We start from the raw sequence: 14,901 nt of genomic DNA, 5'->3' as shown, positions 1-14,901 counted from the left end.
CTCTATCTTTGAAAACTCAAATTTAAAGAAAAATAAACACACGATGTTTACACCAGCAGAACTTTTAGATATCAGTACACTACTTACGCCTGAAAACAAGATCGTTATCCTTACTCATTATAATCCGGACGGTGACGCTATCGGTTCCAGTCTGGGGCTAAAACATTACCTGAGAGCGAAAGGAATTCCGGCAGAAGTGGTTGTTCCTAATGATTTTCCTAAATTTCTGAAATGGATGCCGGAGTCTAAAAAAGTGATCATCGGAGAATATAAGAGAAAATATGCATTTGAGCTGATCAGTGGAGCAGATGTGATTTTTTGCCTTGATTTTAATTCTCCTTCAAGAATAGGATTACTAGGTGACTGGCTGACTAAAGCCAAGGCTAAGAAAATTCTGATCGACCATCATCAGCAGCCTGAGGTGTTTGATTTCGTGTATTCAGATACCGTCATCCCTGCTACTTCCCAGATGATCTATCATTTTATTGAAGCAATGAATGATGAGAATCTGGTTAATCAGGACATGGCAGAATGTCTTTATACGGGAATTATGACTGATACGGGCGGTTTCCGTTTTCGTTCTACAAGTGCAACTACCCACCGTATCATCGCCAATCTTATAGAAAAAGGAGCTGATCCTTCTATTATCACTTCAAATACATGGGATACCAACACGGTTTCCCGCCTTCATCTTCTTGCTTTGGTATTGGGAAGAATAGAAGTGGTGAACGATGGAAAAGTAGCCGTACTTTCTCTTACAAGAAATGAACTTAAAGAATATGGTTTCCAGAAAGGAGATACAGAAGGTTTTGTCAATTACGGACTAAGCATTGCCGGCGTAAAAATGGCTGCGTTCTTTATGGAAGATTTATATGACGATTTTATTAAAATCTCTTTCAGAAGTAAAGATGATGTGGATGTCAACCAGTTCTCAAGAAAGTATTTCAGTGGAGGAGGTCATATCAATGCTGCAGGTGGCAAATCCAATGAGTCTCTGCCGGATACGATTGAAACCTTTAAAAAAAGAATAGAAGCCGAGGAATTTTAGGTATTGAAGAGTGAAAGGCTCAAAAGATAGCATGATCATATAAAGGGGATGCTTGAATCAGGGGATTACGCAAACTCAAACCTTTATCTGTCTACAATGATGTCTTTCGCATAGCCCTTGCTTTCAAGTTCTTCACAAGTATATTCATACACTTCCTGAAACATAATATCCAGGTTTTTTTTGCTGAATAAACTGAATTTTGTCATTTTAGGCGGATCTAAAAAAATATCACAGGATTTTACTTTAGAATAAACTGATTTGGCAATCGCTAAGTGAAGAATCCTGTCAAATTCTTTCATCAGACTCATTTTTTTAAGTTCATCATAGCTTATAGAATTGACGTGAGAGGCAATTAAAAAATCACATTTGTCAATAATAGGTTCTATAGGAAGATTATCCAGAACACCTCCATCTACATATATTTTTTCGCCCATTCTTACAGGAGGTAGAATAAACGGGACACTGGACGAAGCCAGAAGCGGCCCGAAAAGTTCTCCTTCCGAAAAGAAATCTACAATTCCGTGCGTCATTTCCGTTGCCGTCACATAAACAGGGATTTTTAAGACCTTAAAATCATTCTCTGGAAAATGATCGGTCAATAGTTTTAAAATGAAATTTGGGCTAAAAAGACCGTTTTTAGATAGTTTGAGATAAGACCTGGAAAAAAAAGTCGTATGTCTCACAATATCCATCATTTCATCCGGTGATGTACCCAAAGAATAAAAGGCTCCTACAATAGAGCCTGCGCTGGTTCCGGAAATGATATGAGGTTTCAGGTGGTATTCTTCCAGCGCTTTCAGTACTGCAATATGGGCAATTCCACGCATTCCTCCCCCGGAAAGTGTAAGCCCGATGACTGGCGGTTTCTTTTTTTTGAAAGAGAATAAACCCATTGAGATAATTAATCTCTACTAATATACAAGAAATTTTAATATGCATAGGCCAGGAACGGCCACTTCAAATTTTTACATGACTAATTTTTTAGGCAGGTTATGAAGAAGTTCCGTATTGATGATTTCTGCACAGATGCCTGGTTTTTCCCAATGCCCATTATGGCCGCAGTCCAGAATATATGATTTTATATTCGTTCTGTCCGGAAGGTGTTTGATCATCATATCCGTTTTTACGGCGTTGTCATGTTTTCCTGCCAACACTAAAATTTTAGCTTCCAGATTTTCCATGATGTGTTTTTTATCAGTTCTTTCCACCATGCCTTTTACCGAAGCAAGAGCTCCAAGATGATTGGTAGAAAGAGCCGTTTCAAGAGCCATTTCAATTTTCCCCTCCAGGATATCTCTTTCATTGGGATTGAAGAGATTTGGAATGCCGGCTCTGGCATAGTGAGCGAAGGCATCTTTAATAATCCTGTAGCTTTTGATTCGCTGTTGTTTCTTCTCTTCATCATCAGCGAAATAGGTTGAGAAAAACAAAGTTAGGCTCATGAGAGTTTCAGGATATTTCTCTGCAAAGGCCAGTGAGGTATAGCCTCCCATGGAATGTCCCAGCAGATGTACTTTATCCAGTTTCTGGTGGTCCAGTACTTTTTTTACTTCATCAGCCATCAGCTCCATCGTATGAACTTCCGCTAAAATATCAGACTGACCATGACCTGGAAGATCTATTTTCAACAATGAAAAATCTTTAGAAAGATGAGGTTCCATATCACTCCAGATCGACAGGTTCTCCATAAATCCGTGAAGCAGTACCAAAGCTTCTTTTCCGTTTCCTTGTCTTTCAAAATTCAGCATGATCTTAGATGTTTTAGCAATTTAAAAATAATCAGAAGACAACGTCAGATTTTAAAAATCAGTTGCCTTATCAAATGTAAATAAAAAAAGAGCATTCTAAAAATGCTCCTTGATCTTATTTTGTCAATTCTGTATAAACTTTCTTTTCCCAGGGCTTTATATCGGTGATGCCGTATCTTTCCTTTTTAGAGATGGCGATATTGTCCAGAATATCTACGAAATTTTTATAGTTGGCTTCGTCGGTAGGTTTTATAATGACTGTAAAGTTTTCCGGTACCGGAGCTTTTTTATAGGCTTCAGAAATGATCTTGGAGATTTTCACACCACTGAAATCTGTTTCCTTCAGATTTCCGGAATTAAGATCCTGTTCATTACTTTGGTGGTAAAAAACCCGATTATCTTTTCCTAAAATAAAGGTTACCTGATTTCTCTGGTCTACAACAATAGGGCCGCTAGGGGGATTTCCTTTTGCAGGAAGTCCCAGGTCCATCACATTAGGTTTTGTAAAATTCGTGGTAAACATAAAGAAAGTGATCAGTAGAAATCCCAGATCTACCATCGGGGTCATATCTACCCGGATCAGTTTTTTCTTTTGCTTGCTTCCTTGTTTCTCTTGTGCAATTGCTTCAGCCATAATTCATATTTTTAAATGTTAAACGGTATTTTTTTTAAATAGAACAACTTATGGTTGTTTGGCTGGATTAATGCAAAGTCTATACCTAAAATTGTAAAAAATTAACAATTTTTTGTTTTTATTTTGATTTTTGTTTTAATGTGTTAATATTTGATATGTTAAGAATGGGAAGTGTTATTCCTTTTAAATAGATTTTGGGAATGGTCATAAACCTTCCGGATAAAGTTGAGTAATTTTGTAGACCTGGATTTGTTGGATAAAGCTTGACCTGTATTTTGGTCATGATGAAGAGACTGAAGGAGCTGGATGAGCAGTTTTTCAAAATCTGATTGTAGAAATAGCTCAGCAGTGAGTTCTTTCACTGTCGTTTCGTTAGTATCTAGTTTTAATAGCCGGATCTGAATATGACTGTTCTGGTCTTCATTGAAAATGTGAAAATAAATCTGATATTCATTAATTTGACTGGTATGGATTTTTATGCAATATCTGCTTCTGGATAGATCTTTATCCGGAAATTCCTGATATTCAAAATAGCCGGCACTTCTTACCCCGATTTGTAGAAGACTGAAATCTATTTTCTTCTTTACCTTGAGGGTGAGTGCTTCAAATGAATTTTCCTGTTGTTGTATTTTTTTATTTTCTGATTCTTTTTTCTGATATTCAAATTCTTTTATAAGGTTGATGTACTGATTGATCATAAATTGTGTTTATCATTTGTGTAGGAACTTCTTCAAGGTTTTTTACGATTGAAATTGAGGTTTTTGCAGTTTGAACATCCTGTTTATAAGTACCATGTTGGGGTTGGACAATTTGTATGTAAAAGTGAAATTATCATAATGAATACACCGGATAACTGCTCAATCCAATCGAATTAAATCTCAAAAATTGGTTAAATTTAAGACAATGCACCGATTCAATCTTGTTGAAGTTGTGTTAAAAAATAGTGGCATAATGAAATTTAGCAGTTTTGTTGTTCAAATTTTACTTAAACATTACTAATTGTTAATATTCAATAATAAAATATCAGATAAAGGTTAAATTTATAATTGGACGCTGTATAGATGATTAAATGAATTTTTTCTATAATTTTAATTTGATGGTATTCAATGTTTTACGTATTTTTTTTTGAATTGTGCGCATAAAAAAACTCACACGGGATGTGTGAGTTTGAAAGTATATGAAAAGTATCTTACTTATTCTTTTTATAATAATTAACGCCGCATTCCAGGAATTTTTTGAAATCTTCTTTCGGCATATATCCTGATACCGGAGTGTTGATCACTTTTCCGTCTGGTGTTATCAGAACGTAGTGCGGCTGGGAATTGTTGTTAAAATTTACCTGCTGGAATAAGCTCCAACGGTCACCGATCGTTTTTACCTTTTTCACTTGTCCGTCTCCAAGGTCAATTTTAGTTTTTTGATCTTCAGGAAGCTCTTCCTTGTCATCTACATAAAGAGACGCAAGGACTACATCATTTTGCAGTATAGGAAGAATGTCCGGTTCGCTCCATACAAATTCTTCCATTTTACGGCAGTTTTCACAACCGTAGCCTGTGAAGTCAATCAAAATAGGTTTATTTTCTTTTTTAGCGAGTTCAATCGCTTTAAAGAAATCGTGTTCAGGATGCATTCCCAGAATTCCATCTTTCTCATCATGGAAATAACTAACATTCAGTGGAGGTAAAATTCCGCTCAGCAATTGAAGTTTTGGACGCTCAGACGGAATTAATCCCTGAATAAGATAAATCACAAAACCAATTCCCAACGCTCCTAATATCTTTCTTGTGATAGAGATTTTTGGTTTTTTATCATCATGCGGGAATCTGATTAGCCCAAATAAATATAAAGCCAGTCCTACCGCAATAACGATCCAGATCACAATAAAAAGTTCTCTTTTTAACAAGAATGTCTTAGAAACGAGATCAGCTTTAGATAAGAATTTTAAAGCTAAAGCCAGTTCTACGAATCCTAAAACGACTTTCACCGTATTCATCCATCCTCCTGATTTTGGAAGACTCTTTAAAGCCTGCGGGAATAAAGCCAGCAGTCCAAAAACAATAGCCCATGCCAACCCAAATCCAGCCAATGCAAACGTAAGCAGCATCGGTACGTTGGATGATCCTGTCACTGCGCTTCCCAATAAGCCACCCAAAATAGGCCCGGTACATGAAAAAGAAACAATAACCAGCGTTAATGCCATAAAGAAGATCCCAACGAGTCCGCCAGCTTCTTCTGCTTTTGAAGATTTATTAGCAATAGAGCTAGGCAGTGTAATGTCATAATATCCGAAGAAACTTCCTGCGAAGAAGATAAATATGATAAAGAAGGCCACATTCAGCCAGACACTTGTCGAAATTTCATTGAAAATATTCCCGGCAATCCCATCGATCAGATGGAACGGAACGCTTAGAAGAACAAAGATCAGGAGAATGAAAAATCCGTAGATCAGTGCATCTCTTTTTCCTTTTGCCTTATTGGTGTTTCCTTTGGTAAAGAATGAAACCGTAAGTGGAATCATAGGGAAAACACAGGGCGTCAGTAAGGCGATCAAGCCTCCTGCAAATCCCAGAAATAAATACGTCCAGTAGTTTTCACCTACTTTTTCAACTGCGGTTCCACAATCCGTTAAAGGCTTTTGAAAATCTATCGTCGCTATTTTGAGCTGCTTAGGATCTAATTGTGAAGTTGCGGCTACCGTTACCGATCCTTTTTCAGGACTTGTAACAACCGTTTCTATCGTTTTTACTGAATCTTTTGTAGCTTCTGTTTTTTCCTCTGTCGTTTCTTCAGTAGCACCTTTTGGCGTTACTTTTTGATTGAATTCTAAAGTGTTGGGTGCCAGACAAACTCTGTCATCACAGGTCTGATAGGTAATTTCAGAAGTGACGTCACCAGGTTTTGTCGGATCTTTTAATTTGAATTTCTGTTTGAAACCGGCTGCGTTGGAATAAAAAATAATCGTTCCCCCGAAAGCTTCAGAAAACTCTTCATGCTTTTTACCAACTTCCGTAAATTTCCCTATCAGTTCAATATTTTTCCCTGAAACTTTATATTCAGTAGGGATTCCGGTGTCTTCAGGCAGATCTTTGGAATAAATATGCCAGCCACTTTCCATGGTGGCATTTAAAACAGCTTCATACTGATTGTTCCCCAAATCGTTGATCGTGAACTTGAATTTTACAGGATTTTTAATCTGTGCATTAATTCCTGCCGCTAAAAATAGCAGCACTACTAAAAACCAGTTTCTAAATTTCATTTTTTCTTTTCATTAAAAATTTTGAGAATACTTTTCGTTTTCTCATCCTTTGTATATCGTCTGTCCTGTCTGAAAGGGATAACCCCAAGCACGGAATTGCTGCCATCACACAGGATCCAAATTTTTGGCCTCGCTAAAATAGATAATTTTTCGTCCCTAAAAAATTTAGAAACTTTCTTTTTACCCTGAAAACCTGTCGGAAAAAATTCATCACCGTCCTGCTGTTTTCTTAAACGCAGTGGAAATTGAATTTTGGTGGCATCAAACTCCCATTCAAAACTGTTATTGATTCCATCAATAGTGTCAATCATGTTTTCAAGACTGATCCTGTTCGGTTTTCCGGAAAAATCAAAACTTTCGATTAAATGGAGTTCGTCTTTTGTTTCAGCCTTCTTGTTTTTATCTACGAGAATTAATTCATTCCGGTTGATCAGTAATTGATAATCTTTTGAAAAAAAAGAGCTTCCGTTTTCTGCCGTAAATATTTTGGGAATTTCCTCCTCCTGATCGAACCCATATTTCTTTAAGATCTCAAACCGGACGAAATCGCTTTCCTGATGCAGCTTTTCTTTTGATAAGATTTTATGCTCGGGGTTAAATACCGTTAGTTTATTTTCAATCTCTTCGATCTGTTTCTGGACAAAATCTTTCGTTTGGTTCAGATACAACGAGCTTTTTTTGAAGTTCTCCAGAAAGTGGTCATTTGTTTCTAAAAGTAAAGGAACGATTTCATTTCTGATCTTATTTCTTAGATAGTCACTCTTTTTATTGGAAAGGTCTTCCCGGAAATCAATATTATTTTCTTTAGCATACTCATATATTTCCTTTTTTGAAAAATGTAAAAGGGGACGGAGGATCTTATTACTTCCTGCAGGAATTCCACTCAGTCCGTTGAGGCCTGAAGCTTTGGAAAGATTGATGATAAATGTTTCCAGCTGATCATTCAGATGATGGGCAGTAACAAGGAATTCCAGGTTTTGCTGCTCCTGAATTTCTCTGAAAAAATGATAACGAAGCTCCCTTGCCCAAAGCTGAATAGAATTTTCCGGTTTTTTATCTTTTTCTGAAACTTCATACAGATGAAATTGAATATGATTTTTCTCACAAAAATCCTGAACCGTTTTTTGATCTAGATCCGAATCTTTTCCCCGGAGTTTATAATTGATATGAGCTACCTGATACATAAGCCCTAAATCCTGAAATAGAGAGGCTAAAACCATAGAGTCAGCACCTCCGCTTACGGCAAGAAGATAGTGGTGATTTTCCGGGTTTGGAACAAGGTTTTCAAGATGATTTTTAAAACTGAATTTTTCCAAAATGTCTGCTGAGGATTTCTTTTATGCAAAGATAATCCATAAAATTCAATTCAATTTTCCTAACTTTGATTCGTCTAAAAATGATTACTTATGAAGATTATTAAAATTTTAGGAGTTTCTGCAATGGCGTTGGGACTGACCTCGTGTGTCAGCAAAAAACAATATGACGCTTTAAGCTCAAACTATAAGCAGTGTATTGAAAATATTGGAGAAAGACAAAGAGAGATCCAGGATTTAAAATCTCAGAATTCTGCATTGTCAGGAGAGAATAATCTTTTAAAAAGCCAGCATGATGCTTTGAAATCATCCTTGGATGCCTGTCTTTCCAATACGGGTAAAAGTTCAGCGAATATTGATAAATTGGTGGGAGAGATCAATGCTTCGAATTCATATATCAAACAGCTGATTTCAAACAATGCTAAAAATGACAGTCTGAACATGGCATTATCTAATAAGCTGAAAAGATCGTTGGATAACGTAACCGATGATGATGTACAGGTAAAAGTACTGAAAGGAGTGGTTATGATTTCACTTTCAGATAAAATGTTATACAAGACAGGAGATTACAATGTACTGCCTGCTGCTCAGGAAGTATTAGGAAAAGTAGCTAAAGTAATCAATGATTATGATAAATATTCTGTACTGATTGAAGGGAATACGGATAATGCACCTTTAAGCTCTCCAAATCTGCCAAGAGACAACTGGGATCTTTCTGCATTGAGAGGAACTTCCATTGCGAAAGTGCTGCAAACTCAATTTGGGGTAGATCCGGCAAGAATTACAGCTGGAGGACGTTCAGAATACAATCCTAAAGCAACCAATATGAGTGTTTCAGGAAGAGCGGAAAACAGAAGAACGGAGATCATCATTATGCCTAAGCTTGATGAATTCATGAAACTGATGGATATTGCTCCTAAAAAATAATGAGAGCCTGACAACGATAAAAATAAATCCCGAAGCGATTCGGGATTTATTTTTTTTAATCAAATTAATTCTTCTTTTTTCAATAATGAAATAATTCGTTGAAAAAATGAGTTGGATATTTCGGTCTTAGTTTTCTTACACGAAGAATCCGCCTTGCCTTTCGGCCCTGCGGTCTTCTGATTCTCTGTGTTATTTAGTTTTCCCCCTGCATTCATTTTCTTTTTTTCTTAGTGTTTTTACCCCTTGTTCTTTGCAAATGTATCACTATGTTCAATACAAACATATCCGTATTTTCCCGGTATTTTATATCGTGGTTTTCCCGGAATAATGAAAGTGGATAGATGATTAATATTTTCCGTTATCAGGAAAAAGGTCAATGTTCATGCGTGATTCATTCAACTGCCAGTAATTTATTCATCAACAGAAGAAAGATGCAAGCTAAGGAAGAGATTGAAATTTCAATACCGTATGATACATTGAATACGTAGTAGTTTTTTATTAATTCTATTCTTTATTTTAAAAGAATGTTTATATTTAAATCTCAATATAGAGAAATAAAATACAGAGGTCTCCGAAAATCTTAAAGAGTAGGAAATTAATACTAAACTAAAAAATATGAAAAATTTAAAAAAACTTTCAAGAGGACAAATGAAAAACGTACAGGGGGCTGTTAGTAATTGTAATCCACAGATCATTTGTCGTGTAACCAGAGACTGTTGTCCGGGTTGGGTATGCGGAACACCAGGTGAGTACTGTATAGCCTTATAAAAGGAGCCGCAGATAGATAGGAAAAAGGAGGGAAAGTAATTCTTTCCTTTTTCTTTTATTGTTCATCACAGATGATATGGATAAAGCAGATTAACAAAAATAAGAATGGCGATCATCGGATTAATCTGCGTGAATTTTTTTATCAGGATCTATACATTGCTTTCATCAGAATCAACACAATTGATTCCAGCTTTGTTTCCTTTTTAAAAATAGGATAATATTTTTTTTATATGAGATAATAAACTTGTTCTGCTTCATCCATTTTGCACGTGATCCGAATATTAAAATGATTAAATTTGTTTAAATTAAAATTGTATGAGCTTTTTTGAAGAAAAAAATCCTGAAATGGACAGGTATCTGGAAACCCACGCTTCCTCAGAACCTGAAATTTTAAAAAAACTAAGAAGAGAGACCTATCAGAAAACCACACAACCGCACATGATATCCGGATATCAGCAAGGCAGGCTTCTCACCATTGTTTCACAAATGTTGCAGCCTAAAAATGTGCTGGAGATAGGAACTTTTACAGGATATGCCACACTTTGCCTGACATCGGGACTGGCTAAAGACGGTAAAATAACCACACTGGATGTCAATGAAGATCTCGCTTACCTGCCGAAAAAATATTTTGAAGAAAGTGAATATGCCGCACAGATTGATTTTAAACTTCAGGATGCCAAGGAATTTTTAAAAGAAACTGATCAGATTTTTGATCTTGTTTTTATCGATGCCGACAAAGAAAATTATGCTGAATATTTCAGACTGATCAAGCCCAGAACACAATCAGGTTCGGTGGTTCTTTTTGATAATGTTTTATGGTACGGGAAAATACTGGAAGAAAATCCAAAACAGAAATCGACACAGGTGATTCAGGAACTGAATGATTTGATCGCAAAAGACGATGATTTTGAAAATCTTATTTTACCTTTGCGTGACGGAGTGAATTTTCTGAGAAGGAAATAAGACATGAGACAACAGATAAAAGACACCGTTTGCAGGTACATCTGATACCGGTGGTCTGAAATCTATCATCTAAAAAATTATGAATAAAGGAATTTGTAACGTTACAGTAGCACCAGTCCGCGCAGAAAATTCTGACAAGGCGGAAATTGTTACGGAAATGTTGTTTGGCGAAAGTGCAGATATTTTGGAAGTGAATAAAAACTGGACCAAAATAAAAATGCATTATGATGGATATGAAGGGTGGATAGATACCAAACAGCTAAGACTGGTAACAGAGGAAGATCTGGCTAAAAGAAAAGTAACTGTGGTGACTGAAGATTTTTCTTCAGTATTGATGAAAGATGGAAAAACGCTTCTTTCAATGGGCTCTGAAGTAGAGTTTCCGGTAGTTGCCTCGAAAAGAAGTCATGATCTTCGTGAAAGCATTGCTTTAGCGGCGAAAGAATTCCTTAATGTACCTTATCTGTGGGGTGGCAAAAGCTTTTTTGCAATAGATTGCTCAGGTTTCACACAGCTGGTCTACAAAATTCATGATATAAAATTACCCAGAGATACCTACCAGCAGGCAGAAATTGGCGTTCCCTTAACCTTTGTTGAAGAGAGTCAGCCCGGAGATTTAGCATTCTTTGAAAATCCTGAAGGGAAAATTATTCACGTGGGAATCATGCTGGATAACCAAAGGATTATTCACGCCTCAGGAAAAGTGAGAATCGATATTCTTGATTCCACCGGAATTTTTAATAAAGAAATGAACAAGCATACCCATAAACTGAGAGTGATCAAAAACTTACTCTAGCCTAAAATACAGTCGGAATGGAGAATATTATTTTTACAATTTTTGATATTTTTAATTTCGGATTATTGGTTTTTTTTTGGTGGTTTACGCTGAAACATTACAAAACCCTTCCTGAAAGAATTCCTGTACATTTCGATTTTGATGGAAAAGCAGACAACTTTGGAAGCAAAAAATATTCTTTTTTGACTCCACTTCTGGGAACTGCTTTATATTTTTTGTTTATCTACTCATTGAAACATCCTGAAACGGCTAACTTTCCTGTAGAGATCACAGACCAAAACAGAGACACCCAGTTCTTGATCATGAATACATTTCTGAGATGGTTATTTACACTGATTATCCTTATTTTTATGAATGGTCAGGATTATGCGTTCAGATATTCCTCTGATGAAAGTGTTAAGCCTAAAATTCCTTTACCGACGGCTATTTTATCGGTGATTGGAAGCCTGATTGTTGTTTTTATTTTTGTAGCGATATTCAAATGATACATTCCAAAGAGAATTCAAAGCATTATAGCTGGGGAGACGGCTGTGACAGTTGGATCTTGAATGATTCCGCCCATCTTTCTGTGAAACAGGAAAAAATGCCCGCAGGAGCGGCTGAAAAACTTCATTTCCATGAAGCTGCAGAACAGGTATTCTCTATTTTAAGAGGAGAAGCTGTATTTTATATTAACGATGAAAAGTTTTCAGTAAAGGCAGGAGAAAGCATTTCCGTTCAGCCTCAGTTAAAACATTATATTGCCAATGAATCTCAGGATGTAGTGGAATTTCTTGTCATTTCCAGCCCCTCTACCCATAATGATCGAATTGAAATTGAAAAATAATTAAGATGTCCTTCCTATACAACCTATTGATCAGCCTTCTCATTTTCGGAATGAAAGCCTTTTCCTTGTTTAATGATAAAACTAAAAAAGGAGTTGAAGGAAGAAAACAGTCTTTAGATAAAGTGAAAGCTGTGTTTTTGCCATCTGATAAGGTGATCTGGATGCATGCGGCCAGCCTGGGTGAATATGAGCAAGGCCTTCCGGTTTTAGAAAAACTTAAAGAAAAATATCCGGATCATAAGATTCTGGTGACTTTCTTCTCTCCATCAGGTTATGAAAATGTGATTAAAAAGAAACATCTTGCTGATGTGATGTGCTACCTTCCTTTTGATAAAAAAAATACCGTAAAAGAGTTTATTTCTCATTTTAATACCGAATTATTTTTTACCGTTAAGTACGATTACTGGTATCATCTTCTGGCTGCGCTTAAAAATAATGGTGCTAAAATCTATGTCATTTCTGCTTTGTTCTACGAAAGGCAAGCCTTCTTTACCTCTTATGGAAAATGGTTTGTCAAAAAGCTTAAAAAAAATGTAGACTGGTTTTTTCACCAGACAGAATTTTCTTTTGTCTTGGCTAAAAGTGTGGGCCTGAGTCATTCTTCAGTCACAGGAGATACAAGATTTGACAGAGTAAAACAACTGAGATCACGTGATAATCATGTGGAATATATTGCAGAGTTTAAGGGAAATCATCAAACGATTGTTTTTGGCAGCTCATGGCAGGCAGAGGAAAAGATGGCAACAGTGATTGCACAGAAGAGTAGAGCAGTAAAGATCATTATGGCTCCCCATGATCTGAAAAGAGTAGCGCACCTGAAACAGATTTTCCCTGATGCTTTATTATACAGTGAAATTAAAAATAAACAGCCCCGGAATCTTAGTGCTCAATTTTTGATCATCGACAGCATCGGCTTACTTTCAAAGCTTTATTCTTATGCAGATATAGCCATTGTAGGCGGAGGTTTCCACGATGCAGGATTACACAATATCCTGGAGGCGGCAACATTCAGTGTGCCGGTGATCTTTGGAAATCATTACAGAAAAAATCCTGAGGCGGATGACCTGATTGCGGCCAATGGAGGCAAATCCTTTACCGAAGAATATGCAGCAGCAGATTTCGTTTTGTTTCTTCTTGATCATCAGAAAGAGCTAAAAGAAATGTCCAATAGTGCAGGGAAATTTGTTGACGAAAAACCCAATGCTACCCATCTGATCATTCAGAAAATTTTATCTTAAAAATCCCTGACTTTTTGTGTCTTTCATAATCTGATCTATGTCATCGGGAATGTTTTCAGATTCAAACCAGTTGAGATCCAGACCATTGTTGATGCACAGCTTTTGCAGATAGTGATTTTCGGAAATTTTGGTTTGGGTTTCTCTTAAAAGTTCATCAATTTCCATCCAGTAATCCTCGTCAAGCTTTTTAGTTAATACCAGTGCTCTGAATATTTTATTGATGATATAGATATACAGTTTATAAACATTATCAAATCGCTGTCTGCTGAAGTCACTGTTAGAATCTAAAATTCTGTTCACCAGCAAAAGATTCAGCGAAACCTCTCCAAACTTATCCGTTGTTATTTTAATGTGTTCTGTAATTTCCGCACTTAGTTTTCGGATAACGGTCAGGAAATATTTTGCATTTCCCACATATTTTGACGCCAGAACAACCTGTTCTGCCACATTCTCTTCCATTGCATTTCGTTTATCATCGGTCGTTTCCTGATCGATCAGTTCAAAATACAGTTTTTTAGACAAAAGCTTATCCTTTTTCAGGAGTCTGAAAATAAGACGGTCTTTTTCTACATTGGAAAAAGCACTCAATGCTGCTTTAAACTCTTTTGAGTACTCCATTAATTGAATATTTTAGAATATTTTAGAAATCCATTCATTGCCCAGTTGGCCGTATAATAAAGAGATTTTACAGTGGAAAATCCCATAAAATCTTTATATACAAGATATTGATCTTTGATGATATTTTTTTTCTTTCGGGAGACACTGTTTTCCCGCATCCTGTATTTAGCCAGGGTTTTATTAATAGGCATTCCTTCAGGAATTACTTTTAAGAGGTTCAGCCACATCACATGGTCTTCACGCTTGCTTTTTACGGGGAATAAAAATTTCCCGACTCTTTTAGTGTCATACATCGTAGATACCGGGGCCAGTCTGCAGGTCTTCAGAAGATTGGAGAAGGTCACCACTTTGTCTGCAAGGAAGTCCTTTAAAACAGGCTGCAACTGCTCATTACATCTTGAATAATTACAATAAACCAGTTCTGCATTATTTTCCTTCATATAATCTGTCATGGTTTCCAGATATTCAGGATACCAGAAATCATCAGAATCAAGAAACGCGATGTATCGTCCTGATGCTCTTTCAAGGCTGTTATTCCTTGCATTTCCGGCACCACCGTTTTTTTCAAGAACGTGTAGCTTTATTCGGGGGTCGTTGTATTTTCTTATGATGTCCACTGTATGGTCTTTGGAAAGATCATCAGTGATCAGCCATTCCCAGTTTTCATAGGTTTGGTTCAGAACAGATTGTATCGTTTCTTCGATGAATTCAGCAGAATTATAACAGGGAGTGATGATGGAGACCAGGTCTTTCATTTATGTTTTTA

16 protein-coding genes are annotated in these 14,901 nt (G+C 36.4%); 8 read left to right on the top strand and 8 right to left on the bottom strand.

What is annotated here, in order from left to right; all coding sequences use genetic code 11:
* The first annotated feature begins 43 nt into the window (after nt 1–43).
* Nucleotides 44–1,048: a DHH family phosphoesterase gene (locus BW964_RS16825; protein ID WP_076508869.1), complete on the top strand. Its 1,005-nt coding sequence runs from the start codon at nt 44–46 to the stop codon at nt 1,046–1,048.
* Between the two features lie 83 nt (nt 1,049–1,131).
* Here the strand turns inward: BW964_RS16825 and BW964_RS16820 are convergent, their stop codons facing one another.
* From BW964_RS16820 to tilS, 6 genes are all read right to left on the bottom strand, one after another.
* A complete protein-coding gene (locus tag BW964_RS16820; protein WP_076508867.1) occupies nt 1,132–1,941 on the bottom strand; it encodes a patatin-like phospholipase family protein in 810 nt (269 codons plus the stop codon).
* Nucleotides 1,942–2,013: 72 nt separating this feature from the next.
* Complete coding sequence (locus tag BW964_RS16815; RefSeq protein WP_076508866.1) at nt 2,014–2,796, bottom strand: alpha/beta fold hydrolase; 783 nt, start codon at nt 2,794–2,796, stop codon at nt 2,014–2,016.
* Between the two features lie 115 nt (nt 2,797–2,911).
* Nucleotides 2,912–3,430 (bottom strand): biopolymer transporter ExbD, encoded by a 519-nt coding sequence (locus BW964_RS16810; protein WP_076508864.1) that lies wholly within the window; start codon nt 3,428–3,430, stop codon nt 2,912–2,914.
* A 158-nt stretch (nt 3,431–3,588) separates the two neighbouring features.
* The gene (locus tag BW964_RS16805; RefSeq protein WP_076508863.1) at nt 3,589–4,128 is read right to left on the bottom strand and encodes a hypothetical protein; all 540 of its coding nucleotides are present in this window, start codon (nt 4,126–4,128) and stop codon (nt 3,589–3,591) included.
* A 491-nt stretch (nt 4,129–4,619) separates the two neighbouring features.
* Nucleotides 4,620–6,686 (bottom strand): protein-disulfide reductase DsbD family protein, encoded by a 2,067-nt coding sequence (locus BW964_RS16800; RefSeq protein ID WP_076508862.1) that lies wholly within the window; start codon nt 6,684–6,686, stop codon nt 4,620–4,622.
* Entirely contained in the window at nt 6,683–8,005 is a 1,323-nt protein-coding gene (tilS, locus tag BW964_RS16795) for a tRNA lysidine(34) synthetase TilS (protein ID WP_084175959.1), read from the bottom strand. Before tilS ends, BW964_RS16800 begins: the two co-directional genes overlap by 4 nt.
* A gap of 87 nt (nt 8,006–8,092) precedes the next feature.
* On the opposite strand from tilS, the gene BW964_RS16790 reads away from it, so the two are divergent.
* The 7 genes from BW964_RS16790 (at nt 8,093) to BW964_RS16765 (ending at nt 13,517) form a co-directional block, all read left to right on the top strand.
* Entirely contained in the window at nt 8,093–8,926 is an 834-nt protein-coding gene (locus tag BW964_RS16790) for an OmpA family protein (RefSeq protein WP_073329434.1), read from the top strand.
* Nucleotides 8,927–9,541: 615 nt separating this feature from the next.
* Nucleotides 9,542–9,694, top strand: coding sequence for a CCPGW family putative bacteriocin (locus tag BW964_RS22905; protein ID WP_394333904.1), 153 nt, complete (start codon nt 9,542–9,544; stop codon nt 9,692–9,694).
* 315 nt (nt 9,695–10,009) lie between these two features.
* On the top strand, nt 10,010–10,657 hold the full coding sequence (locus BW964_RS16785) for an O-methyltransferase (protein ID WP_076508860.1): 648 nt from the start codon (nt 10,010–10,012) through the stop codon (nt 10,655–10,657).
* Nucleotides 10,658–10,736: 79 nt separating this feature from the next.
* On the top strand, nt 10,737–11,453 hold the full coding sequence (locus tag BW964_RS16780; protein ID WP_076508859.1) for a C40 family peptidase: 717 nt from the start codon (nt 10,737–10,739) through the stop codon (nt 11,451–11,453).
* Between the two features lie 17 nt (nt 11,454–11,470).
* Nucleotides 11,471–11,938 (top strand): DUF1648 domain-containing protein, encoded by a 468-nt coding sequence (locus BW964_RS16775; protein ID WP_076508858.1) that lies wholly within the window; start codon nt 11,471–11,473, stop codon nt 11,936–11,938.
* Nucleotides 11,935–12,279, top strand: coding sequence for a cupin domain-containing protein (locus tag BW964_RS16770; RefSeq protein WP_076508856.1), 345 nt, complete (start codon nt 11,935–11,937; stop codon nt 12,277–12,279). Before BW964_RS16775 ends, BW964_RS16770 begins: the two co-directional genes overlap by 4 nt.
* Nucleotides 12,280–12,284: 5 nt before the next feature.
* A complete protein-coding gene (locus BW964_RS16765) occupies nt 12,285–13,517 on the top strand; it encodes a 3-deoxy-D-manno-octulosonic acid transferase (protein WP_076508855.1) in 1,233 nt (410 codons plus the stop codon).
* Here BW964_RS16765 and BW964_RS16760 read toward each other — a convergent pair.
* Both BW964_RS16760 and BW964_RS16755 read right to left on the bottom strand, forming a co-directional pair.
* Entirely contained in the window at nt 13,509–14,135 is a 627-nt protein-coding gene (locus tag BW964_RS16760; RefSeq protein ID WP_076508853.1) for a deoxyuridine 5'-triphosphate nucleotidohydrolase, read from the bottom strand. The two genes, BW964_RS16765 and BW964_RS16760, sit on opposite strands and share 9 nt — an antisense overlap.
* The gene (locus BW964_RS16755) at nt 14,135–14,890 is read right to left on the bottom strand and encodes a glycosyltransferase family 2 protein (protein WP_076508851.1); all 756 of its coding nucleotides are present in this window, start codon (nt 14,888–14,890) and stop codon (nt 14,135–14,137) included. The genes BW964_RS16760 and BW964_RS16755 overlap by 1 nt, the downstream gene beginning before the upstream one ends.
* Nucleotides 14,891–14,901: the final 11 nt, after the last annotated feature.

The organism is Chryseobacterium shigense (genome assembly GCF_900156575.1).
Taxonomy (GTDB): domain Bacteria; phylum Bacteroidota; class Bacteroidia; order Flavobacteriales; family Weeksellaceae; genus Chryseobacterium; species Chryseobacterium shigense.
The sequence above is the reverse complement of the archived record's forward strand: the minus strand, read 5'-3'. Positions and strand labels throughout refer to the sequence as shown.

Excerpts from the sequence above, each read along its gene's own strand:
- BW964_RS16825 (WP_076508869.1), top strand. The coding sequence starts at position 44 with ATGTTTACACCAGCAGAACTTTTAGATATCAGTACACTACTTACGCCT.
- BW964_RS16820 (WP_076508867.1), bottom strand. The coding sequence starts at position 1,941 with ATGGGTTTATTCTCTTTCAAAAAAAAGAAACCGCCAGTCATCGGGCTT.
- BW964_RS16815 (WP_076508866.1), bottom strand. The coding sequence starts at position 2,796 with ATGCTGAATTTTGAAAGACAAGGAAACGGAAAAGAAGCTTTGGTACTG.
- BW964_RS16810 (WP_076508864.1), bottom strand. The coding sequence starts at position 3,430 with ATGGCTGAAGCAATTGCACAAGAGAAACAAGGAAGCAAGCAAAAGAAA.
- BW964_RS16805 (WP_076508863.1), bottom strand. The coding sequence starts at position 4,128 with ATGATCAATCAGTACATCAACCTTATAAAAGAATTTGAATATCAGAAA.
- BW964_RS16800 (WP_076508862.1), bottom strand. The coding sequence starts at position 6,686 with ATGAAATTTAGAAACTGGTTTTTAGTAGTGCTGCTATTTTTAGCGGCA.
- BW964_RS16790 (WP_073329434.1), top strand. The coding sequence starts at position 8,093 with ATGAAGATTATTAAAATTTTAGGAGTTTCTGCAATGGCGTTGGGACTG.
- BW964_RS22905 (WP_394333904.1), top strand. The coding sequence starts at position 9,542 with ATGAAAAATTTAAAAAAACTTTCAAGAGGACAAATGAAAAACGTACAG.
- BW964_RS16785 (WP_076508860.1), top strand. The coding sequence starts at position 10,010 with ATGAGCTTTTTTGAAGAAAAAAATCCTGAAATGGACAGGTATCTGGAA.
- BW964_RS16780 (WP_076508859.1), top strand. The coding sequence starts at position 10,737 with ATGAATAAAGGAATTTGTAACGTTACAGTAGCACCAGTCCGCGCAGAA.
- BW964_RS16775 (WP_076508858.1), top strand. The coding sequence starts at position 11,471 with ATGGAGAATATTATTTTTACAATTTTTGATATTTTTAATTTCGGATTA.
- BW964_RS16770 (WP_076508856.1), top strand. The coding sequence starts at position 11,935 with ATGATACATTCCAAAGAGAATTCAAAGCATTATAGCTGGGGAGACGGC.
- BW964_RS16765 (WP_076508855.1), top strand. The coding sequence starts at position 12,285 with ATGTCCTTCCTATACAACCTATTGATCAGCCTTCTCATTTTCGGAATG.
- BW964_RS16760 (WP_076508853.1), bottom strand. The coding sequence starts at position 14,135 with ATGGAGTACTCAAAAGAGTTTAAAGCAGCATTGAGTGCTTTTTCCAAT.
- BW964_RS16755 (WP_076508851.1), bottom strand. The coding sequence starts at position 14,890 with ATGAAAGACCTGGTCTCCATCATCACTCCCTGTTATAATTCTGCTGAA.